The following is a 20,185-nucleotide window of genomic DNA, read 5'->3' as shown; positions in this document are numbered from 1 at the left end:
GTCAGCCCCCTGTGGTGATGTCCACGACCCAGAAGAACTCGCCTTCTGCGTCGTAGTCGAAGATCAGCGCGGTCTGTCCCGCCGTCAGTTCGGTGCTCTGTGCTGCTCGCACTTGCACGACAGCCGTGCCGCCGTCGTCAGCGGTCACCTCGGCCTGTCCGTAGTTCTCGGTGACCCGCGTCGTCTTCACCAGCGCCGTGCGGCCCACGAAGTCGTTGCGGGAAGCGGGTTTCTCGGGCTTCGTCCAGTTCCTGAGCGGGATGCTGAGGATCTTGGTGAGGAGAGCGCCTGCCAGCAGCGCGCCGGCGAGGACGGCGTAGCGGAGCTTGCCCTCCGGCGTCAGCACCGTGCCGACCAGCGCGGCGAACCACGTGACCAGCACGAACATGGAGATCGAGAGCGGCAGCACCGGGGCGTCGAAGTCGATGCCCACCAGCACGACCGTGAGCCAGTACGCCAGCACCACGAGCATCAGGAAGCTGAACAGCACGGTCGGGAACGCCAGCGCGGCAGCAACGAACTCGGTCACCCCTCCACCCCCTTCTTGCCCCCTCAGATGTATTTGAGTGCTGATCCGTTGCACTGATACCTGGGTTTTCGGGAATGACCGGCGTCACAGCACCGTTGTGCTGATCATGGACATGGGGGTGCAGGGACTCAACGCGGGCGACTCGGTCTCGCCTGAGGAAACGCGCCGGCTGGCTTCACTCGTGGAGTCGCTCGGCTATCGATCATGGTGGGCTGTCGAGCACGTGGTGCTGCCGTCGCCGCGTGTTGATCTCTCGCCGGCTGATCCGGACACGCCGATGCTGGATCCGCTGGTCGGGCTGGGTTTCGTCGCAGGGGTGACGTCTCGGCTGGAGCTGGGGACCGGGATCGTGATCCTGCCGCAGCGCAACCCGCTGGTGCTGGCCAAGGAGGCGGCGTCGCTCGACGTGCTGAGCGGCGGCCGGTTCACGCTGGGCGTCGGGACCGGGTACCTGGAGGCGGAGTTCGCGGCGCTGGGCGTGCCGTTCGCGGATCGGGGGCGGCGGACGGACGAGTACATCGACGCGATGCGCGCGTTGTGGCACCTGCCTTCGCCTGAATTCTCCGGAAAGTACGTGTCCTTTTCCGGTGTTGACGCACACCCGAGGCCTACTTCTGTCCGGGTCGCCGTTGGCGGGGCTTCGGACGCGGCCTTGCGCCGGGCGTTGACGCGGGGAAACGCGTGGCTCGGCATCGGCTCGCCCGCGGAGACCGCGGCCAACCTGAAGCGGCTGCGGCGGCTGTCGGCGATCACCTCGCGGCCGGACTCCCTGGGCGCGTTGGAGATCAACATCATCGCGACGGTTCCGCTGGACGCCTCCGTCGTGCGCGAGTACGAGGACCTCGGGGTCTCCCAGCTGATCATCTATCCGGGCGGGTCCGACCAGCCGGTGGACGAGGTGCTGGAGAAGACCATCGAGCTGGTTCAGTAGCCTTCTTCGCCGTGATCCCCGTTGTCGTGCTCGCCGGCTTCCTCGGTGCCGGCAAGACCACCCTGCTGAACCACCTGCTGCGCACGTCAGGCGGCACCCGGATCGGCGTCGTGGTGAACGACTTCGGGCGGATCAACATCGACGCGTTCGCCGTGTCGGCCCAGGTCGACTCGATGGTGTCGCTGTCGAACGGCTGCCTGTGCTGCGCGGTGGACGGCTCGGAGCTCGATGGGATGCTGACCAAGCTGGCCTCGGCGGACCTGGACGTCATCGTGATCGAGGCGTCCGGGCTGGCCGAGCCGTCGGCGTTGGTGCGGCTGGTGTTGCAGGCGCCCGGGGTCTCGTACGGCGGGCTGATCTACGTGGTGGACGCCGTGGAGTTCGGTGCCGTGCCTGATCTCGATCGCTCGCTGGCGTTGGCGGATCTGGTGGTGCTGAACAAGGTCGACCGGGTCTCGTCGTTGCCTGCGCTTGCCTGCCCGGTGCCGGTGCTGCCGGTTTCGTACGGGCGGATCGACCCGTCCCTGCTGTTCGAGGTGCGGCCGCCGGACACGGGGCCGCGTCAGCTTTCCTTCGACGACCTGGAAGACCACTCCTCGCACGCTCACGCTCGGTACGACAGCGTGACGTTCGAGTACTCCGATCCGTTGCATCCCAAGCTGTTCATGGACTTCCTGCAGGCGCGTCCGGAGGGGTTGTTCCGCGCCAAGGGCTTTGTGCGGTTTCCGCTCGGCACGTTCATGCTGCACACCGTTGGGGCGTACGTCTCGTTCACTCCAGTTGCCGACGCCCCGACTCAGCTGGTGCTGATCGGGGCGGGCATCAACGCGGACTCGTTGACCGACTGGCTGTTGGCGTGTGTCGCGGACGGACCGGTGTCCGAGCAGGACATGCTCTGGGTGCTCCGGTACGCCCGCGGCTGATCACTTCCCGCAGAGCGCGGTGTCCACAGTGGTCAGAATCGCTTCGTGGGCTTTCACCGCTTCCTCTGGCGTGTTCTGCATGGTGCCCGGAAGTGCCGTGACAGCAACGGAGAACGCCCTGCCCTGTGCATTGACACCACCGCGCGTCTCGTAACCGTGGATGTCGCCGCCGTGGCCCCAGTAGTTGCCGCCGCAGCTGAGCGGCGTGCTGGCGATGCCGAGCCCGTACCGCGCCCCAGGCCACATCTCACCCTTGGTGTCCACGGTCTTCTGCATCTCCTCGCGCTGCTGTGCGGGCACCAGGTCACCGTTGACCAGCGCGTTGAAGAAGGTGTTGAGGTCCTTCGTCGTGGAGATGATCTGCCCGGCCGCCCAGCCCCACGAGGGGTCGAGCTCGGTGACGTCCTCGATCCCGTTGCCGGTCCTGGCATATCCGTGCGGGTGCCTGCCGCGGATCGTCTGCTCACCGACGGTCGGCCAGTAGGTGTCTTTGAGGTTCAGCTTCTTGATGATCCGCTGGTCGACGTTCTCAGCTACCGGCCGTCCGGTCGTCTTCTGGATGATGAGGCCGAGCAGGACGTAGTTCGTGTTGCTGTACTTGAACTTCTCGCCCGGTTTGCCGGTGGGCTCGTGCGCGTTGGCGATGTCCAGCAGCTCGCGCGGCTCGAAGTAGCGGTGCCGCTGCTCCTCGAACTTGTCGAGCCCCATGTACTCCGTGTAGTTCGCGAGCCCGCTGGTGTGGTTGAGCAGCTGCCGGACGGTGATGCTGTTGTCCTTGATGGCGTTCGGCAGGTACTTGGTGACCGGTGCGTCCAGCTCGACCTTGCCCTCCGCGTTGAGCTGCATGACGACCGCGGCCACGAACGCCTTGGTGTTGGAGCCCGCCCTGACCTCGCCGTTCTTCGGCACCGGGATGCGCTTGTTCAGCTCGGCGGTGCCCGAGGTCTGGTGCGTCGTCCTGCCGTTGGCGTCCGTGGTCGTCGCGAGCGCGGCCGGGAACTTGTACTGCTTGGTGAGCCCGTCGAGCTGCTTCTGCATGCTGTCCGCCGGCGCGGCCATTGCCGTTCCGGTGAACAACATGGCCGCGGCCATGACTCCTACCAGCGTCTTCTTCATCCTGCGCCTCCCCTTCTGTGTCTGAGGAGAGGTTTTCAATTTCTGCTCGCCGGCACAGTCACGCACGCTGCCGTTGATCAGGTGGAGCAGGCTCCACCTTCAGTACCTCGTGGCGCTCTGCAGCAGCGGCGGGTAGATCGCCGACGATTCGCCGTCGACCGTCGTGCCGGCGAACTGCAGCATCGCCCTCAGCTCGCCGTGCAGCGGTGCGGGGTAGTTGAGGTTCGGCCGGGACACGTCGTCGAGGGCTTCTAGTTGTTCATTGGTGAGCGTGACCTCCGCGAGGTTGCTGGTGAGGTGCTCCAGCCTCCGCGCGCCGATGATCGGCACTGACCCTTTCGCCTTGAGCCACGCCAACGAGACGGCCGCCGCAGTCGTGTTGTGGAGTTCGGCTGTGTTGGTGACGACGTCGATGACCTTGAACTGGTCCTCGGTCGGCGGCTGGACGAACTTGGCCCGCTCCGAGTCGCCGACCACGGCGTTCCTCCGGTACTTGCCGCTCAGGAACCCGTTCTTGAGCGGGCTCCACGGCACCAGCGACATGCCCATGTTTTGTGCCATCGGCGCGATCTCGCCTTCGACCTCCCGCTGCAGCAGCGAGTACTCCACCTGCAACGCGATCAACGGTGTCCACCTGTTGATCGTCGCCATCGTCTGGGCCTGGGCCGTCACCCAAGCGGGCACGTTGGAGAACCCGATGTACCTGATCTTGCCCGATCCCACCAAGTCGTCGAGCGTCCGCATCGTCTCCTCTACAGGCGTGTTCCGATCCCAGTTGTGCATCCAGTAGAGGTCCAGGTAGTCGGTTCGCAGACGCCGCAACGTCTCGTCGAGCTGCTTCCTGATGGCTCCGCGCCCGGCCCCACCGCCGTTCGGATCGCCGGGGAACATGTTGAAGAAGAACTTGGACGCGAGCACGACCCGGTCCCGCTTCTTGTTGGCGTGGAAGAAGTCGCCGAGGATCTTCTCGGAGTGCCCGTTGGTGTAGAAGTTGGCGGTGTCGATGAAGTTCCCGCCGCGGTCCAGGTACGTGGCGAGGATCTTCTCGGACTCCTCCACGCTGCACCCAGCGGCCCCGGGATCCTCCCCGAAGGTCATCGCGCCGAGTGCGAACGGGCTCACCCGCAGACCGGACCGGCCGAGGGTGACGTAGTGGTCGAGCGGCATCTTCCTGGCTCCTCATCGTCGCTGTTCGCGTACTCCAATGGAAGCCCGTGCGGTGGGTGCCGCGACACCTCGATCCACCTTCGCTCTTGCCTAATCCTCTCTTGGTGGTCTTGCTGGTCGTTTGGGTTGGTGTGATCGGTCAACCGTGAGATGGACAACCCGTGCGACAGCTGCGGAGCAGGATCGGTAGGCTGTCGCGTCGAGGGCTGCTAGCTCAATTGGCAGAGCAGGAGACTTTTAATCTTCGGGTTCAGGGTTCGAGTCCCTGGCGGCCCACCAAACCCCCAGGTCACAGGCCTGGGGGTTTCGCTTTGGCGGACCCTCCCCACACTTAACCCACACAAAACCGCTGGTCATACAACTTCGTCGTCTTCCGCCTGATCATCTTTGGGCTCTCCGAGCGCCCCTTCCAGGGCATCAGCAGCCCGCCTGTCGACCGTCTTCCGACCCATGTAGGTGTCCTGCGTCATCGACGGCCGAGCGTGGCCGAGCTGATCTGCGACCTGTCTGGCAGAGAGCCCCGACTCATCGAGGATGGTCGCCGCCGTCTTCCGGAAGACGTGCGAGGTCACCCAGGCGAACTCGTCCCCGCCACGAGCCGCCCGGAGGTCCTTCCGGGTGTTGGACGGGTCGCGAAGCCCACCGAGGGCATCTGGGAAGACCGGCCCGTTCGGGAAGCTGGTGGCCTTGTGCCTCCGCCGCAGCATGTCGAGCGCCCACTGAGGCAGCAGAAGCGTGCGCTCACCAGCCTCCGTTTTGGTCGACTTCCTGATCAGCCCGACGCCCTTGACCCGGATGACCGTGTAGTTCACGGCGACCGTGCCGGCCTCGAAGTCGACGTCCTCCCAGTAGACGGCCAACGCCTCACCGATGCGGACGCCCGTGGCCATCATGAAGCGCGAGAGATCAGGCAGGTCCCGCTTTACGGCCTTCGGATCGGACTCCAGCATCTCCAGCCAGAGGATTCGTTCTTCCAGCGTGAGCGCCCGCGGACTCTTCTTGCGCCCAGCTTCCAGCGGCTCCACCTCCCTGACCGGGTTGGTGTCCAGCGCCTTGTCCCGGACAGCGATCCGCAGGGCGCCCGAGATCACCGAACGAGCCGTCTTCGCCGTGTCCACGCTGACCGACCGCCACAACGCGCTTAGGAAGGCGTCGATTCGCGCCACCGACATCTCATGAATCCGCAGCTCACCAAGGCCAGGCAACACGTGCCGATCCATGATGCTTCGGTAGGTGTCGACGCTGCTCGGCGACCGCTTCCCAGCGTCAGCGAGCGCCTGAAACTTCGTGAACCACTGAGCCAATGCCTCCTTGAACCGGCTGTCTCGGGTCAACGAGTTACCGGACGGCCCCTTGCGTTCGGCGAGGGCTTTCTTGAGGCTCCGTTCTGCCGCCGTCTTGGTCTTGGCCCACCGCTCCACCGGCCGTGTCTTGCCGTCGTAGTCGCGATACTTCGTGGTCGCACGCCAGCCTGAATCCGTTTGATAGCAACGAATCGCGCCGTACGTGCCGATGTCTAGAGGCGGACGCGCCATCAGGCCGCCTCCTCAAGCAGGTGCTCGAACCAGCTCCGCACCTCGGACGGCAGGTACCGCAGGTGCTTCCCCACTCGCCGAGCAGGCGGGCCGTAGTTCTTCGTTCGCCAGCCGTAGAGCGTGTGGACCGGGACGTTCAGGTAGATAGCAACGTCATTCACTGTCCACAGTGGTTCAAATTGGCGTGCTTCCATGATGTTCTCCCCCTAGATCAAGCAGCTTGCGGTGTTGCCGAACTCCCCGGAGGTCCGGCGGATGCGAGCAGCGCAGCCGTGTATTCGGCCTTCCACCTGCGGCGCTCTGCGACAGCGCTCAACAGCAGGTGCGCCCGTGGCGGCACGTTCGGGTCACCAGGCTGGACGTTGTTCCAGACGAGGCGTTGTGGCTGGTCATCGGGCTTGATCCCGACATCGGCCAGCAGTTGCCGAACGAATGCCTTCCGGTCGTGCTTGTGGTCCGCGAGCGACTTCCCAGACCACTTCCGCGACACCAGGACCCGACGCCCAGCAACGCCGAGCGTGGTCCGCTTGTGTGCCTTCCCCTTGCACTTGCCCGGCACCGTCGACAGCCGAGCCCCACGAGGCTGGACGCCGTAGAGCAGCCACAGCCCGCATTGCGGCGAGCAAGGCGTCACGGCCAACTCAGCGCAGAGGCGTTCCGCGTGCTCTTCCTGCCGTGCCGTCTGGGCCTCGAAGCACTCGTTGATGCTCTTGGTGAGGTACTTCGTCAGGTAGCCGATGTGACGGCCGGCTTCTTGGGTGCCGCCGAGGATGCCCTTGGAGTGCACCTGCACCCCGAACCGCGCGACGTGCGCAGGTCGCTCCACCTGGTCGAGCGCGTCTTCCCAGGTAGGCAAGGCCCTTCGAGTCTGCGGATCAACGAACCCTTTGGCCCGGACGTCCCACACCGGCAGGTTGTCGCCGCTGTACTTGATCTCGTCGTGCGCAGGCCACCAGACCTGGTGATAGGTGGCCTCAGCGACTGCCCGCAGCTCTGCACGGGAGATGCTTCCGCGCACCGCCGCATGCCAGTGCGGAGCCAACCGCCGCTGTGGTTCGACGGCGGAGAAGTACTGGACCTCCCAGCCAACACAGCGCCGAAGGTTCTGCACGAACCGGTCCAGCAGCGCCGCGAAGTGCACCGCATCCCGAGCCGCACGGCGGTAGTCGTACCGCGAGGGATCAACAGGCGTGCCGTCGCTACGCACCTTGCCGTAGCTGTCGAGCGTCAGCGTGAGGAAGGTCGAGGGCTGGTACTTGCCACCGAAGACCTTGCCAACGGTGCGCTTGCTGACCGGCCGACGAGGCAGGTTCGGAGCGTCCTGACGCCGCTTGGTCGACCGCTTCCGCGCAGCCTTGAGCGGGACTTCCAGAGAGGGGAGTGAGCCGCGGACTCCGAGTTGTCGAAGTTCGTCGTCGACCTCCGCGACCTCTTCCCGTACTTCCTCCGCGCCGATCTCATCGCCCTCGTCGAGGGCCAGGCGGAAGGCCTTGACCAGGTCAGCCCGGTACTCAGTCAGCTCCCGCTGATCATTGCTCGGCGCGTTCGGCGTGAAGTCCGGTTCGTCGGTCAGGTGCCATCCCTCACGGCACTGCGCCATCCGCAGACGCCGGTTCTTCTCCGCGCAGGTGGGGCAGACGCTCGCGACCGTCGAGCCGCACGGCACGGGCACGATGTCCACGCGTCCGGTGTCGAGGTCGATCCGTTCCTTGGCCAGCGGCCGAACACACACGCCGTGTTCCTCGGCGACCGCGCGAGCGATATCAAGCGCAGCCGGCTGCTTCATCCGCTCTGAGCGGTTCAGGTACTCGGTCATGCCGCAGCACTCCCCTCGGACCGCTCAGGGAACTCGTGCACCGTGGCCGGGGCGAGGTAGACAGCCAGCTCAACCAGGTCCGCGTCCGTGACGTGGAAGGCCCGAGCCCGCTCGGGTGCGCGCTGCCCGTCCTCCTTGAGCCAGGCGACACCAGGCGTGTTCTCGCTGATCTCGTGAGCAGCCGCGCCGCGTTGCCGAACGCCGTCGCCCAGGACCATGTCGACCTGCACCGGTTCGTCCAGGCGCAGCGCCACACGGGTCGTGAACAGGTGCCGGAAGGCGACCACTTCCTTGCGCGGGTCCTGGACCAGGCCGACAACGGCATAGCCAGGAGCACGGCCCTGCGAAGTGATCGTCTGAACCGCACGGGTCGCACGTTCGCGGAGGTTCCTGTCCGGCTGGTAGGCGATCAGGTCCGCCAGCTCATCAACGATCAGGACCGTGAACGGCTCGCCTGTGTTGCGCGCCCAGAGCCGCCTGATGCCCCGGTACCGAGAGGCGCGTTCCTTGACCTCAGCGGCGATTTCTTCAAGCAGAGCAACAGCTTCTGGACCGTTGTCGTAGATGACCTTCTCAAACGCGTCCGGGCATTGGCCCAGCTCCATGCCGCCCTTGGGATCGATCCCAACGAGTCGGACCATGCCGGCCCTGATGGCCGGGGCGAGCTGCCAGACGATCGACCAGAGCACCGAGCCCTTACCTGCGCCGGGAACGCCGACCACGAGCACCTGCGAGCCAAGCAGCTTCAACCGCCAGGGCTTCCCAGTCTCGGTACGTCCGACGACCACGCGCTTGAGGTCGACTTCTCCCACGTCGGCGAGTTGCGGCACCGCCACGGGACGCGACAGCGGATCAGCGTGGATGAAGTCGAGCTCAAGTACGCGCGGCTTGAGCACCCTCACCCGGCAAGACCGGGCGTTGAACGAGTGCGCCAGGTTGTCCCGACGTGCTTCCCACTGCTCCGGCGATTGCGCCGGAATCATGCGCACTCGAACCTTGTCCCGCCAGCCCTCGGACCGGACGCGACGCAGCTTCGGGAGGTACTCCTTCCCGCGGACTTCCTTCGCAAGCTCGGCGAGCCGCATCACGGTGCCCCATTGCGGCACGTAGACAGTCAGCCGCCGCCACTCGGTCAGCAGTCGATACCAACCGTGCCGCAGGAACGACGCCCGATCGAGGCCATACCAAACAGTCAGGGCACACACGAGCGACAACAGGGCCAAGACCAGCGGCGACAGCCCGAACTGCCGATAGGCGACGTAGCCACCGAGGCCGAGCGTCACCACAACCGGATAGTGGATGGCCAGCACGGTGAGCTTCACGGCCAGACGGACTGTCAGCCACACCAGTGCGAGCGGCGCGAATACGAGCTTGACCCAACCGGGAAGCCATACCCACCAAGGAACCTGCGGACGAGCGCCCTCAAACGGCGCGGGATCGACCCAGCGGTTGCCCCTCATCGCGCACCGCCCGAGCACGCGACGCACTGAAAGACACTGCCGACGCTTGGAATGCGTCCAACCGGCACGAAGGCTTCCGCGCCAGTGGAGCACTGCGCCTTACAGGTCAGGCACTCAAAGCCCTCAGCCTGTGCGGCCGAGAGTTCCATCGTCTCCAGGGTGCCGCCGTCGAGCATGACGGCGTAGGTGGAAACGGTCTGCTTGCTGGAGATCATCCGATCCCACAGCAGTTGCTTTGTGGCCCCGTCTAGCGCACGAATGCGCTCAGGCTCTACGCTCATCGTTGTTCACTCCCGAGTTGGGTGGACAACGCAGGAGCGGCGAGGTTGGTAGCCGGGTTCCGCTCCTGCGTCTCACGTTCTCTTTGCACCGCAACAAGACGTGCGGCATCGCCACGTGACCCAGCAGAGTCACGCGCTGTGTCCAAACAGGACTTACTTAGCTCTTGCGGAGCTGAATCGCCTCGCCCTTCTCACGCTCACGAGTCGCCCAGTACATGGCCTCGTGGTGGTGACTCCGGTCCGTCTCCGCGACGCGCGCATAGATGGCCGCCGAGCGGAGGTAGTAGTCCTTCAGCACGTCGGGCTTGGACTTCGGATCGGGGAGCAGCTTGCTCAGCACGTCATGTGCCTCGCTCAGCGTCCTGACCTGCTCGGCCAAGCCCCAATGCATCGCCTTAACCGCGGACATCAGGATCTCCCTCCGCAAGGGCGTGACGCCCTTCATGACTGCCGAGGTGATCGGCGAGCTTGGACGCCTCACGCGACAGCTCCCGACAGAACCGCATCAGCACGTCCGACCCGCCAGGGAACGGCGGAAGCTGGATCGCGATGTTGACCGGGTCCAGGTAGATCACCAGCGCCGGAACCTGCGGCGTCACTCGAACCATCGCCGCAGCAGCGTCACGCCCAGGCGTGCAGGTGGCGTTGAACCCCATCACTCCCCGCCTTCCTGCCGAGCAGCCGACGCCTGAAGCGCCTTCCACCCCTCGTCCAGGACCTCCCGCAGCCGAGGCACCGCATCGCGGTCGACCACGAGCACCACGGGGAACGCCTTGCCGAACCGCAGTTCGACCCGGTCAGCGAACGGCATCGCGAGGGGACGCATCGGGAGATCGGCGGTCACGTGGACCCGCACCATGTCCGGCATTACGCGGCCTTAGCGGCAGGCTTGCTGACAGCCGGCTTCATGCCCGAAGCCCGCAGGCTGTAGCCCAACTTCGCGCGGCACCGGTGACGCTCACCGGCGTGCGTGGCACGGCAGCCCTTGTCATCGATCCACGGCGTGACCGTCAGCCCCTCGAAGACCACCGGCCGCACGTCCGTACCGGGAATCGCCTCCGGCGGCACCGGCTGGTGAGGTGCGGAGATCTTCACCGTGACCACCGCGTCCGTCTTGCGCTCGGCCGCCTGGTCGATCACGAGCACCGACCACACCAGGAGGCCGGTCTCCTTGTCTTTCTCCTGCTCCACCGGCAGGCCCTTGGCCCTCTCATCGGCGGACTGGAACTTCAGCACCGGTTCCACGCCCATGACGAGCGCGCCCCTCGGGAACACGAAGTCGTGACCCGCCGGGAGCCTGCTCCCACCTGTGATCGCCATCGTCTTGCTCCTGTCGTCTGTGCCGCCTGACCTGCTGTCAGCCGTTCTCGACACCTACGACTTTCGGCGAAACACGAGGACGCAAGCACCGCACAGCGGGATTTCTGAGGACGTCTCTGTTACGTTGAAGTCGTCCCTAGTCATCCCTCGGGAGGGCAGATGGCCAATGACCGCCTACGCGAAGCGTTGCTACGCAACGGCTTGAGCCTCGATCACGTGGCCCGCGCGACCGGCGTCGACCCGAAGACGGTCGAGCGCTGGATCACCAGGGGACGCATCCCGTACCCGCGCCACCGCAACGCCATCGCCTCGATGGTCCGCGAGACCGAGCACTACCTCTGGCCCGACGCGGTAGCCGCGGAACGCAGGGCCGAGATCGCCGAGTCCGAGGTCGTGAAGGTCTACCCGCATCGCAACAACATCCCCGCGGACTTGTGGGACCGGCTACTCGGCGACGCCACCGATCACATCGAGGTCCTGTCACTCGCAGCGCTGTTCCTCGTGGAGCGGCCGATGTTCGCGAAGGAGCTGCGCGCGAAGGCCGAGAACGGCGCGAAGGTCCGCCTGTTGTTCGGCGATCCAGCCGGCCGTGAGGCATCCCGGCGATCCGAGGAGGAGCAACTCGGCAAGGGCACCGTGGCCGCGCGCATCCGCAATGCGCTGGCGTTCGTCCGGCCGCTGGTCGACGTGCCCAACATCGAGATCCGGCTGCACAAGACCACGCTCTACAACTCGGTCTTCCGCTTCGACGACGAGATGATCGTCAACACCCACGTCTACGGGTTCCCTGGCGCGCACGCGCCCGCGCTGCACCTGCGCCGACTGTCGGCCGGAGACTTGTTCGAGACGTACTCCGAGAGCCTGGAGACCGTCTGGGCTTCCGCCAAGCGCACCACGTTCTGAGGAGCCGCACCGTGGCCCGCACCGACCACTACCACGACCCGAACGCCCCGAAGGCGACCAACATCGTCGTGGCGGTGAGCGCGTTCGTACAGGACGAGCACGGTCGACTGCTGATGATCCGGCGCACGGACAACGACCTGTATTCGATCCCCGGCGGAGCACAGGATGTCGGTGAGACCGTCGGCCATGCCGTCATACGCGAGGTCAAGGAGGAAACCGGATTCGATGTCGAGCCCATCGACATCATCGGTGTCTACTCAGACCCACAGCACGTCGTCTCATACACCGACGGCGAGGTGCGACAGCAGTTCTCAATCTGCTTCCGTGCACGGTTGGTGGGCGGGACGCTAAAGACAAGCAACGAGTCAAGCGAAGTTCACTGGCTCAGCCGCACAGACCTGAACACGTTGAGGATCCACCCGTCGATCCAACTCCGTATTGAGCACGGGTTCGAGGGCCGATCGACGCCTTATTTCACCGTGTAGTCGATACCGGCTGCTCGCAGCCGCAGGGTGGTCCGCTCAACTGCCGCCACAAGGTCCGTTTTCGCCTGCCGAATGAAGAAGCTCACTAGATCTTCAGGCCCGTAGCGCCTTTGAATTTCTTCAATTCGTTCCTGCACATCCGTGGCTCCGCCATCTGGCGTGGTCGTCATATCTGCCCACCACAACCCGTCTCGAACCAAAGAGTCCTCGTCCTCCCATTCTGCCAGTTCGACCGACAGGCCACGCAACTCAGCCTCTCTGTAAGCACACGAATGATGCGCGACCAGTGCACAGAGTCGGCGCGGTAGGCCGATGGAACTCAAGTACGCTGCGCCGTCAAGTGCGTGCAGGCCTGTGCGACGCAGCTGCGGCGAATAACCGATGTCATGCAACAACGCCGCTGCCCTCAACAGGTACGCATCGCCGCTGGACAACAACGGACACAGCACCTCCGCCCTCTGACACACGCCTCTTACATGCTGAGCACGCTGGGGCAACTGACCTTCAAGCAGTTCGGCCACAAGATCGTGCGCCTTCATGAGGATGTCTGCGTCCACGTAGATCACTGTGCCCGATCGGATGGACTCGCCCAAGACGGGTGACAGAGCATGCAACAAGACTACGACATCCGAGTGACAGCCGCACACGTAAGCATGATTTTAGATCCGGAGAGTAACGAAATCCGAGCCAGGCTCGACACGACACATACCCACACGGCGCAAGAGGGCCGCTGCGAGGCACAAAGCAGCGGTTGACCAAGATGAGCGGAGGCATCGATGGCCGACCGTCCAGCGAAGTTGCGGTTCAATTGCTACCTCCTACGGGAGGGGCTGGATTCTCCAGTTGAGGCACTTCGGGCCCAGTATCGACCAGACGGCCGGACCGCGATGGTGAAACTTTCTGTCTCTACGTCAGCGCCTAGCGGCGTGTCCGCTTTCGCGAGTTTGCGGTCAGAGAAATCTCCAACATGGGCAACCGCGCTCGTTCCATTCTTTCCTCAGCTCGAAAGCGTAATCAATACATCAAGCCGCCTTGTAATTTTTCTCCCGGTTAAGAATCGAACGTTCGCTGCTTGCTTCGGATACGGTAGCTCAGCGCTCGAATGGACGGACCTGGAGCCCAATTTCGGCCTTAGGTTTGCAGCTCGCCGAATAGATCCAAACGGCCTTAACGAAATCCGCAGCCGTCGAATTGACGCCTCAAGTCGCACCCAGTCAGTTCAGCTACCAGCAGGATCCGATATCAGAAACTTTGATATCCCTCTTGAAGGCGAGTTCGTTCGCAAACTAGCTGGAGAGCTTGACTCTGAAGGAGTTTCATTCGGCGACATTGGAGCGATTGTCGCAACAGACTCCGTGGCCTTCAAAATGGAGACCGATCTGACGCAGGTGATATCAGCACTTGGGCACATGCTTGATGAAGTCTCGACGCGCCAGGTCCACGACGAACTGGCGTTTGTTGACGCACTCGTCCCGCTTCGCACGAAGTCGACGGAAGTGACCAAGCTGGACGCACTTCTTGCAACACGACTTTTTGAAGGCGTTCGAAATGGAGTCACGGCTCGTGTTCGCGAAGATGCCGCCGACTCGCTCACAGATTACTTTCTAGAATTCTCGCCGCCAGATGGCGTATCCACTAACAAGGTCAACAAGGTGGTGGTGCGCCGCGGCAACACTGCCGACAGCAAGAGGGTGGATTTTACCGATCTCACAATTGAAGGTCTGCGAGTCGCACTTACCGAGCTGGGTGGAAGATTCGGAAAAGGCTCACTCAAAGACATCAGACTAATAGCCGTAGACGACAACGGTGAGCCGGCCAGTCAGATGCTTCCCCTCAAGAACTGGCTTGTATTCGAGGCTGGGGACACCAAGAGGAGGTTCATTCTCACGCTCGGCGGATGGTTCTCGCTACAAGAGAACTACACCGATCAGCTCAACAAGGACCTTGCCACAATCGAGGTAGTCAACAATGAAATTCCACTACCCGACTGGCTCAGCACCGACAAGGAAGGCGAATACAACGAAAAGGCAGCAGTCGACGGATTCGCGCTGCTGGACAAAGTTGATCTACGACCGGAAGACGGCGACGAAGTCGAAGCGTGTGATCTTTTCTACAAGGACGGCCACCTTGTACACGTAAAGCGATATAACGGCAGCCAAACCCTCAGTCATCTCTTCTCGCAAGGATTCGTCTCTGCACAGCTAATTGCCGGAGATGCCACCTATCGAGCCAACTTTCTCAATGCAATCGCAAGCATCTCAGCAAATCTTTCAACTGAAGCCGAGGCGGCACCCAGGACTGTCACATACGCTATTGGAGTTACCGGAGACAAGAAGATCCCCGACGACCTTCCCAGCTTCAGCAAAGTAAACCTGCGTGACTTTGCAAAGCGCCTAAGACTCAGCAAGTTGCGCGCTACGCTCTACCGCATCCAAATCATTGAGTCGAGCGAAGACGGACCAGAACCGCAGGAAGAGGATATCTCTCAACACTAGCGCAGCTCATCGATGACCATCCGAACGGTTTCTTGAGACTACAGAAAATCCCCTCCCCGGCCACTTATAACCAAGTTTAGGCATCCTGCTCGCTCGTCGAGGTCGTCCTAGATTCTTACGCGTTTCAACAGTAAGAAGAACGACCAAAAGCATAGCCACCACAACGGCGGCATACACCCACATTGCAATACCATCGAGCCCGGCGGAGGTGGCCGTTCTCAGCCCACCAATAAGTGGCAGATCCTGCAGTGCGCCTACCGACTTCACTACGTCGAGAGACTGCCGTATGGCCGGAAGCCCCAGGATCGCCGCAACAATCATGGCACCCAATGCAAATCTGTTCGCGCGCTTGCTTGCCAAGCGCGCCGCCCGCCCTGAAATCATCTGCTGGAACGTCTCGGATCTATCCTTGAGCTGTGAGTATAGGTCTTCACCACCAAGTTGAACGAAAAGGGTTTTCGAGATATCACTTGCCGTTCCGTACGAAAACTGAGATTGGCGGACTTCGTCTAGCCCGTAGACAAGACTCTTTTGTAGGCCAAACACAGAGTCAAGTGTCGCAGCGGAGACGGTGAGGCGGTAGTCAATTGACTGCAACTGCCAGAATTTTAGTAGAGCATTCTCCACAATCGAGAACAGCTGCCTAAATCTTGCCCGATTGTAATCAGGTTCTCTGAAATCCCACCAAAATATGATGGACCGTCCACTAGTGGTCCAGATCGAACTTCCAATCGTGTGAGACTGATCCTCCCCGAGTATGCGATTACGCGCCTCGGCACTAAATCTCTCGTAACCAATTGAAGCTCCAGCGATGCCGACAAGCTCCTTCTCGTGCCGTGACATCCACTTCTTGCGGTCCCCGCAGCATTCAAGCGAATGAATGAATGCCGTCGGATAGATCAGCGTGGTGCCAGCAGCCCTGGGGCGACCGAGAACATCATAGACAGCCTCGCGATAAATTCCGAAGATTTCGGACAGAGATGCACTCCGACCGGGATGGTCATACGCTCGCCACTTGACGCCTTCCATTTCTTCATTAAGCAACACTCCACCAATACCGCGGCGCTTCATTCGAGACCATCTTGCGGAACACCGAACCACAGGATCACAAATTGTACTTCCATATATCTTCGCACGATCACCCGAAAGAAGTGGAATTAGTTCGTCAGTCTGGGCGCCTGGGGAAATCTCAGCCTCGAAGCAGAGAATCGCGACCCCGGACCGGTGAAGCAGCAGCGTCGCACGTACCCATACTTTTCCGTCACTATCATTTACCCGCCACTTGACTGATGGCTCTGGCGTGATCTGAAAACTCCGCAAGCGCAAGCGAACATAAGGCGCACTGTCCAGATACCCTGGTCTATATAGATCGCGGTCGACAGCGCACTGAAGCAGTGGATCGAACCTCAACTCGTCCATCGATCTATCTATATTATGGATTGTTTCATTCATCTTCCGTTTCAGATCATCGCGGTGGCCATTGGACGATCGATTCTCAACGGCCGTTCGATGAAAAAGTTTGACCAGGACACCGAGTTGGATCTTTATCAAGATCCATCTTGCTCGCGGAGTCAGCTGCCTAAATCTCAAGTCTCTTGAGTAGAAGTCCTCCACAGCAAGCATGCATAGAGCTCGGTCCCGGATCTTCGCCAGACGCCTATATCGGGGCGACAAGGCAAGATCTTTATCTATGGGCCAAGCGGCAGTCTCCGCTATGCCGGATTTCAAAAGGCGCTTGGCGGCCGCATCGATCGCCAGCCCATCACCTACCTCTAGCATATAGCTGTAGAACACAGTCACACCGCCAAATGTGGCTTTGTGGCCGGAAGAACGAAGGCGCGTTGACATGCACAGATAGTAAGTTCTGGGTGCTGATTGACCAACAATCTTCCAGTTCACCCTGCCAGCAGCCTCATGCCTTGCTGAATTGGGCTCTACAGGATCAAGACGCCGCCGCTGGCGGCGGGTGCGGTTTGGCGCTGCACCAGCATCCATCCCGGCACTCCCGGCATCCGCTTCGCTACGCCGGTCGGCCGGCGGCGCTGCGCGCCGGACCTCAGACGCCAGCTGGCGATCCACCCGATCCGAGCCTCATCCGTTCCCGGCTCCCTACGAGCGCCAGCATGGTCCCTCAGACCGACGGTGCACGGCGCTCGACTGCCGCGACGGCTTCGCCGCCTTGCCACCGATCAGGCCCAGACGAAGCCACTGGAACGCCCGATGAGCGCCAGGCAGAGCCACCCCGACGCCGTGAGCATGACAACGGCCGGTAGCGCCGAGTCAAGGCTGAACGAATACCTTGACTCACGCCACCGGCCGCGTTCGAGGCTCAGTGTCGGGATGATGGCAGGGGTGCGGACGGATCCAGAAGACCAAGATCAACCCACACTTAACTCTCACAAAACGACGACAAGTGTCGAGAAGCGACTGTCCACAGTGCTCAGATCAAGGCCGCATCCGCGCAGGTGGCGAGCACTGTCGAGGAAGATCGGCGAACAACGCCAAGCGAAGGCTCTTACTCTTCGGGTTCAGGGTTCGAGTCCCTGGCGGCCCACTCCTCACGTACCCCCAGGTCACCGGCCTGGGGGTTTCGTCTTGCCGAGGCGCGGCAGCAGGCGGAAACCGGATGCGTAGCTGGCTTGGGCGATGCCAGCCTGTGCGTGTGATCGCGAGTGAGACGGCCGACGTTCAAGCCGCCGCTGCCCGGAACAACGCCGACTGGTGTGCGTCGGTCTGCCGGTCCCACGGCATTCCGAACACCTTTGGCGAGAGGGTGTGGCGCAGTGCTCGCCGCACGCCGCTGTATTACCCCGACGCTGTCACGTTGCGGGCCGATGCGGTGCCGGGCGAGGTGCTTGCCGGCATCGACACGTCGGCTGGGTGTTCGGTCAAGGACAGTTTCGCCTCCCACGACTTCACCTCCCACGGCTTTGCCGAGCTGTTCACGGCCCACTGGATTTACCGGCCACCAGAAGATCGGGTGGCGTCTGGGCTGCGGGCTGAGGAGGTTGGGACGGCCGCTGGGCTTCGTGCCTGGCAGAGCGCTTGGCACGGCGAGGACGATGCGCCCGATGTGTTTCGACCAGGGTTGCTCGACGAGCCGGACGTGTTGGTGCTGGCTCTTCGCCGGGATGAAGAGGTTGCCGGGGGTGTTGTGTTGAACCGCGGTTCTGGGGTGGTTGGGCTCACCAACCTGTTCGCGGTCGGCGGCGAAGAGACGGCGGTTTGGTGGGCAGCGGTGGCAGCGGCTGCGGCGCGTTGGCCTGGGCTGCCTCTTGTCGGTTACGAGCGTGGGGATGACCTGGAGCACGCGCTTGCCTGCGGGTTCGTTGCGCTTGGACCGCTTCGGGTGTGGATGCGCCGTTGAAAAGAGGAGGCCCCCAGGTCGACGACCAGGGGGCCTTCAAGTTCGAAGCCGTGCTCAGTGGGCGTGGGCCTCGGCGCCGGCTGCGGTGTTGGTGCGGCTTGGCAGCATCACCGCTACGACGATCGTTGCCACGGCGATCACGGTGGCGACGATGAAGGCCAGCCTCATGCCGCTCAGCTGCGCCGCCGCGGCGCCAACGCCGTCGGACACCAGGTGGGTGGCTCGGGCGGACATGACGGTGACGACGAGGGCGGTGCCCAGGGCTGCGGCCACCTGTTGGAGAGTGCCCAGGATCGAGCTGCCGTGCGGGTACAGGTTGGGCGGCAGGGCGCCCATGCCCAGGGTGAAGAGCGGGGTGAAGGTCGCGGCCAGGCTCACCATCAGGAGGGCGTGCAGGCCCAGGACCTGCCAGTACGGCATGGAGCTGGAGACCTGGGTGAAGCCTGCGAGGGAGAGGACCATGCCGATGGCGCCTGGGATGACCAGGGGGCGGCTGCCGAGGCGGTCGTAGAGCTTGCCGACGGTGGGACCGAGCAGGCCCATGGCCAGGCCGCCCGGCATCAGGAGCAGGCCGGTCTCCAGTGGGGTGAGGCCTCGGAGGTTCTGCAGGTAGAGGGGGAGCAGGATCATCGAGCCGAGCATGGCCAGCATGCCGATGCACAGCAGGGCCAGGGCCAGGGTGAAGGTGCGGTTGGTGAGAGTCCGCAGGTCCATCAGCGGGGCACCGGTGCGCTGCAGCTTGAGCTGGCGGAGCACGAAGAACGTGATGGTGGCGGCGCCGGCGATCACGAAGACGATGCCCAGGTCGGGCTGGCGTTCGCCGAAGAGGCTCAGGCCGTAGACCAGGCTGCCGAAGCCCAGGGTGGCGGCGACCGCGCTGTACCAGTCGATCGAGCTGACCTGGGGCTCGCCGATGTTGGTCATCTGGCGGAGGCCGAAGTACGTGACCGCGCCGGCGATCGGGAGGACCGCGACGAAGAGCAGGCGCCAGGAGCCCAGTTGCAGGATCAGGCCGGAGACGGCCGGGCCGAGGGCCGGGGCCACGGAGATGGCGAGGGTCACGTTGCCCATCACGCGGCCGCGGTCCTGTTCTGGCACCACGGTCATCAGGGTGGTCATGAGCAGCGGCATCATCACGGCGGTGCCCGCGGCCTGGACGATTCGGCCCACCAGCAGGATCGGGAAGATCGGGGCCGCGGCGCAGATGGCGGTTCCGGCCAGGAAGACGCCCATCGCGATCGCGTAGCCCTGGCGGGTGGTGACGCGCTGCAGGAACCAGCCGGAGATCGGGATGACGGCGGCCATGGTGAGCATGAACGCGGTGGAGACCCACTGCGCTGCCTGTTCGGTGACCTGCAGCGATTCCATGAGGCGCGGGATCGCGTTGATCATCAGGGTCTCGTTCAGGATCACCACGAACGTGGCCAGCACCAGCAGGCGCACCACCAGGGGTGTTCTGGCCGCTTGCGCGGTCGGGCGGTCTTGGGTCGCTGCAGGCATGTCAGGCCCTCACTAGGTAGCTGGCAGTCGTGTCGCGGCCAAGGCCGCCGGCGTCGCGGTGACACCAGTGGAGACCGGCGGATCTGAAGCAACTCATCGGTCCTGCTGAGTCTTCCTCAGATCCGTGCCGGTCTCATCCGAATTCCGCCCGCAGCGGACCGGATGCTTGTCCGTCTACTCATACGTCGAACCACGAGAGCGCGAATCGACATCCGGTTCACGCGGATCCGAGATCGATGGATGATCATGCGGCTGGCCCTACCCCCAGAACGCCGGGAAGCTCCATGTTTTGCGAGGGCCGGAGCCGACAGGCTCATCGGCATGAGAACCGCAGTTGTCACGATCATCGCGGCCGTC

Annotated in this window: 21 protein-coding genes and 1 tRNA gene; 7 read left to right on the top strand and 15 right to left on the bottom strand. The window is 63.3% G+C overall.

From position 1 onward, the window contains the following. Position 1 precedes the first annotated feature (1 nt). Positions 2-529: a hypothetical protein gene (locus ABZX92_RS26310; RefSeq protein WP_355564586.1), complete on the bottom strand. Its 528-nt coding sequence runs from the start codon at positions 527-529 to the stop codon at positions 2-4. Between the two features lie 112 nt (positions 530-641). On the opposite strand from ABZX92_RS26310, the gene ABZX92_RS26305 reads away from it, so the two are divergent. Next, positions 642-1,460, top strand: a complete 819-nt coding sequence (locus ABZX92_RS26305; protein ID WP_355564583.1) for an LLM class F420-dependent oxidoreductase — start codon at positions 642-644, stop codon at positions 1,458-1,460. Between the two features lie 11 nt (positions 1,461-1,471). Next, positions 1,472-2,383: a GTP-binding protein gene (locus ABZX92_RS26300; RefSeq protein WP_355564580.1), complete on the top strand. Its 912-nt coding sequence runs from the start codon at positions 1,472-1,474 to the stop codon at positions 2,381-2,383. Here ABZX92_RS26300 and ABZX92_RS26295 read toward each other — a convergent pair whose 3' ends face one another. Both ABZX92_RS26295 and ABZX92_RS26290 read right to left on the bottom strand, forming a co-directional pair. Continuing rightward, positions 2,384-3,499, bottom strand: a complete 1,116-nt coding sequence (locus tag ABZX92_RS26295) for a serine hydrolase domain-containing protein (protein WP_355564577.1) — start codon at positions 3,497-3,499, stop codon at positions 2,384-2,386. 99 nt (positions 3,500-3,598) lie between these two features. After that, a complete protein-coding gene (locus ABZX92_RS26290) occupies positions 3,599-4,666 on the bottom strand; it encodes an aldo/keto reductase (protein ID WP_355564574.1) in 1,068 nt (355 codons plus the stop codon). Between the two features lie 203 nt (positions 4,667-4,869). On the opposite strand from ABZX92_RS26290, the gene ABZX92_RS26285 reads away from it, so the two are divergent. After that, positions 4,870-4,945: transfer RNA gene (locus tag ABZX92_RS26285), tRNA-Lys, on the top strand. A 74-nt stretch (positions 4,946-5,019) separates the two neighbouring features. Here the strand turns inward: ABZX92_RS26285 and ABZX92_RS26280 are convergent. The 9 genes from ABZX92_RS26280 to ABZX92_RS26240 all read right to left on the bottom strand — a co-directional run bounded on the left by ABZX92_RS26280 (position 5,020) and on the right by ABZX92_RS26240 (position 11,078). Next, positions 5,020-6,201 carry a site-specific integrase gene (locus ABZX92_RS26280; protein ID WP_355564571.1) on the bottom strand — a complete coding sequence of 394 codons (1,182 nt, stop codon included), beginning with the start codon at positions 6,199-6,201 and terminating at the stop codon, positions 5,020-5,022. Continuing rightward, the gene (locus ABZX92_RS26275; RefSeq protein ID WP_355564568.1) at positions 6,201-6,395 is read right to left on the bottom strand and encodes a helix-turn-helix domain-containing protein; all 195 of its coding nucleotides are present in this window, start codon (positions 6,393-6,395) and stop codon (positions 6,201-6,203) included. The genes ABZX92_RS26280 and ABZX92_RS26275 overlap by 1 nt, the downstream gene beginning before the upstream one ends. Positions 6,396-6,412: 17 nt before the next feature. Next, a complete protein-coding gene (locus ABZX92_RS26270) occupies positions 6,413-8,017 on the bottom strand; it encodes a replication initiator (RefSeq protein WP_355564565.1) in 1,605 nt (534 codons plus the stop codon). Then, positions 8,014-9,363, bottom strand: a complete 1,350-nt coding sequence (locus ABZX92_RS26265; RefSeq protein WP_355564562.1) for an FtsK/SpoIIIE domain-containing protein — start codon at positions 9,361-9,363, stop codon at positions 8,014-8,016. The genes ABZX92_RS26270 and ABZX92_RS26265 overlap by 4 nt, the downstream gene beginning before the upstream one ends. Before the next feature lie 110 nt (positions 9,364-9,473). Then, positions 9,474-9,692, bottom strand: a complete 219-nt coding sequence (locus ABZX92_RS26260; RefSeq protein WP_355564560.1) for a hypothetical protein — start codon at positions 9,690-9,692, stop codon at positions 9,474-9,476. 223 nt (positions 9,693-9,915) lie between these two features. After that, on the bottom strand, positions 9,916-10,167 hold the full coding sequence (locus ABZX92_RS26255; protein WP_229694044.1) for an AMED_5909 family protein: 252 nt from the start codon (positions 10,165-10,167) through the stop codon (positions 9,916-9,918). After that, positions 10,154-10,414: a hypothetical protein gene (locus ABZX92_RS26250; protein WP_030477884.1), complete on the bottom strand. Its 261-nt coding sequence runs from the start codon at positions 10,412-10,414 to the stop codon at positions 10,154-10,156. Before ABZX92_RS26250 ends, ABZX92_RS26255 begins: the two co-directional genes overlap by 14 nt. After that, the gene (locus ABZX92_RS26245; RefSeq protein ID WP_355564556.1) at positions 10,414-10,602 is read right to left on the bottom strand and encodes a hypothetical protein; all 189 of its coding nucleotides are present in this window, start codon (positions 10,600-10,602) and stop codon (positions 10,414-10,416) included. Before ABZX92_RS26245 ends, ABZX92_RS26250 begins: the two co-directional genes overlap by 1 nt. Before the next feature lie 23 nt (positions 10,603-10,625). Continuing rightward, entirely contained in the window at positions 10,626-11,078 is a 453-nt protein-coding gene (locus tag ABZX92_RS26240; RefSeq protein WP_030471736.1) for a hypothetical protein, read from the bottom strand. A gap of 159 nt (positions 11,079-11,237) precedes the next feature. Between ABZX92_RS26240 and ABZX92_RS26235 the strand changes: the two genes are divergently transcribed. Together ABZX92_RS26235 and ABZX92_RS26230 are read left to right on the top strand one after the other, a co-directional pair. After that, positions 11,238-11,981: a DUF5919 domain-containing protein gene (locus tag ABZX92_RS26235; RefSeq protein WP_355564553.1), complete on the top strand. Its 744-nt coding sequence runs from the start codon at positions 11,238-11,240 to the stop codon at positions 11,979-11,981. An 11-nt stretch (positions 11,982-11,992) separates the two neighbouring features. Further along, positions 11,993-12,466 (top strand): NUDIX domain-containing protein, encoded by a 474-nt coding sequence (locus tag ABZX92_RS26230; RefSeq protein ID WP_355564550.1) that lies wholly within the window; start codon positions 11,993-11,995, stop codon positions 12,464-12,466. Here the strand turns inward: ABZX92_RS26230 and ABZX92_RS26225 are convergent. After that, a complete protein-coding gene (locus ABZX92_RS26225; protein ID WP_355564547.1) occupies positions 12,451-13,023 on the bottom strand; it encodes an HD domain-containing protein in 573 nt (190 codons plus the stop codon). The genes ABZX92_RS26230 and ABZX92_RS26225 overlap by 16 nt on opposite strands. A 219-nt stretch (positions 13,024-13,242) precedes the next feature. Between ABZX92_RS26225 and ABZX92_RS26220 the strand changes: the two genes are divergently transcribed. Then, the gene (locus tag ABZX92_RS26220; protein ID WP_355564544.1) at positions 13,243-14,961 is read left to right on the top strand and encodes a DUF6119 family protein; all 1,719 of its coding nucleotides are present in this window, start codon (positions 13,243-13,245) and stop codon (positions 14,959-14,961) included. Positions 14,962-14,967: 6 nt separating this feature from the next. Here ABZX92_RS26220 and ABZX92_RS26215 read toward each other — a convergent pair whose 3' ends face one another. Next, positions 14,968-16,761: a hypothetical protein gene (locus ABZX92_RS26215; RefSeq protein WP_355564541.1), complete on the bottom strand. Its 1,794-nt coding sequence runs from the start codon at positions 16,759-16,761 to the stop codon at positions 14,968-14,970. Positions 16,762-17,623: 862 nt separating this feature from the next. On the opposite strand from ABZX92_RS26215, the gene ABZX92_RS26210 reads away from it, so the two are divergent. Then, positions 17,624-18,328 carry a hypothetical protein gene (locus ABZX92_RS26210; RefSeq protein WP_355564538.1) on the top strand — a complete coding sequence of 235 codons (705 nt, stop codon included), beginning with the start codon at positions 17,624-17,626 and terminating at the stop codon, positions 18,326-18,328. Between the two features lie 54 nt (positions 18,329-18,382). On the opposite strand, the gene ABZX92_RS26205 is transcribed toward ABZX92_RS26210, so the two are convergent. After that, positions 18,383-19,828 (bottom strand): MDR family MFS transporter, encoded by a 1,446-nt coding sequence (locus ABZX92_RS26205; protein ID WP_355564535.1) that lies wholly within the window; start codon positions 19,826-19,828, stop codon positions 18,383-18,385. Positions 19,829-20,185: the final 357 nt, after the last annotated feature.

This window comes from Lentzea sp. NPDC006480, assembly GCF_040611995.1.
GTDB lineage: Bacteria > Actinomycetota > Actinomycetes > Mycobacteriales > Pseudonocardiaceae > Lentzea.
The sequence above is the reverse complement of the archived record's forward strand: the minus strand, read 5'-3'. Positions and strand labels throughout refer to the sequence as shown.

Bases quoted from the DNA above. Each gene is read 5' to 3' on its own strand.
- ABZX92_RS26305 (WP_355564583.1), top strand. From the start codon at position 642: ATGGGGGTGCAGGGACTCAACGCGGGCGACTCGGTCTCGCCTGAGGAA.
- ABZX92_RS26295 (WP_355564577.1), bottom strand. From the start codon at position 3,499: ATGAAGAAGACGCTGGTAGGAGTCATGGCCGCGGCCATGTTGTTCACC.
- ABZX92_RS26290 (WP_355564574.1), bottom strand. From the start codon at position 4,666: ATGCCGCTCGACCACTACGTCACCCTCGGCCGGTCCGGTCTGCGGGTG.
- ABZX92_RS26280 (WP_355564571.1), bottom strand. From the start codon at position 6,201: ATGGCGCGTCCGCCTCTAGACATCGGCACGTACGGCGCGATTCGTTGC.
- ABZX92_RS26275 (WP_355564568.1), bottom strand. From the start codon at position 6,395: ATGGAAGCACGCCAATTTGAACCACTGTGGACAGTGAATGACGTTGCT.
- ABZX92_RS26270 (WP_355564565.1), bottom strand. From the start codon at position 8,017: ATGACCGAGTACCTGAACCGCTCAGAGCGGATGAAGCAGCCGGCTGCG.
- ABZX92_RS26260 (WP_355564560.1), bottom strand. From the start codon at position 9,692: ATGATCTCCAGCAAGCAGACCGTTTCCACCTACGCCGTCATGCTCGAC.
- ABZX92_RS26255 (WP_229694044.1), bottom strand. From the start codon at position 10,167: ATGTCCGCGGTTAAGGCGATGCATTGGGGCTTGGCCGAGCAGGTCAGG.
- ABZX92_RS26250 (WP_030477884.1), bottom strand. From the start codon at position 10,414: ATGGGGTTCAACGCCACCTGCACGCCTGGGCGTGACGCTGCTGCGGCG.
- ABZX92_RS26240 (WP_030471736.1), bottom strand. From the start codon at position 11,078: ATGGCGATCACAGGTGGGAGCAGGCTCCCGGCGGGTCACGACTTCGTG.
- ABZX92_RS26235 (WP_355564553.1), top strand. From the start codon at position 11,238: ATGGCCAATGACCGCCTACGCGAAGCGTTGCTACGCAACGGCTTGAGC.
- ABZX92_RS26220 (WP_355564544.1), top strand. From the start codon at position 13,243: ATGGCCGACCGTCCAGCGAAGTTGCGGTTCAATTGCTACCTCCTACGG.
- ABZX92_RS26205 (WP_355564535.1), bottom strand. From the start codon at position 19,828: ATGCCTGCAGCGACCCAAGACCGCCCGACCGCGCAAGCGGCCAGAACA.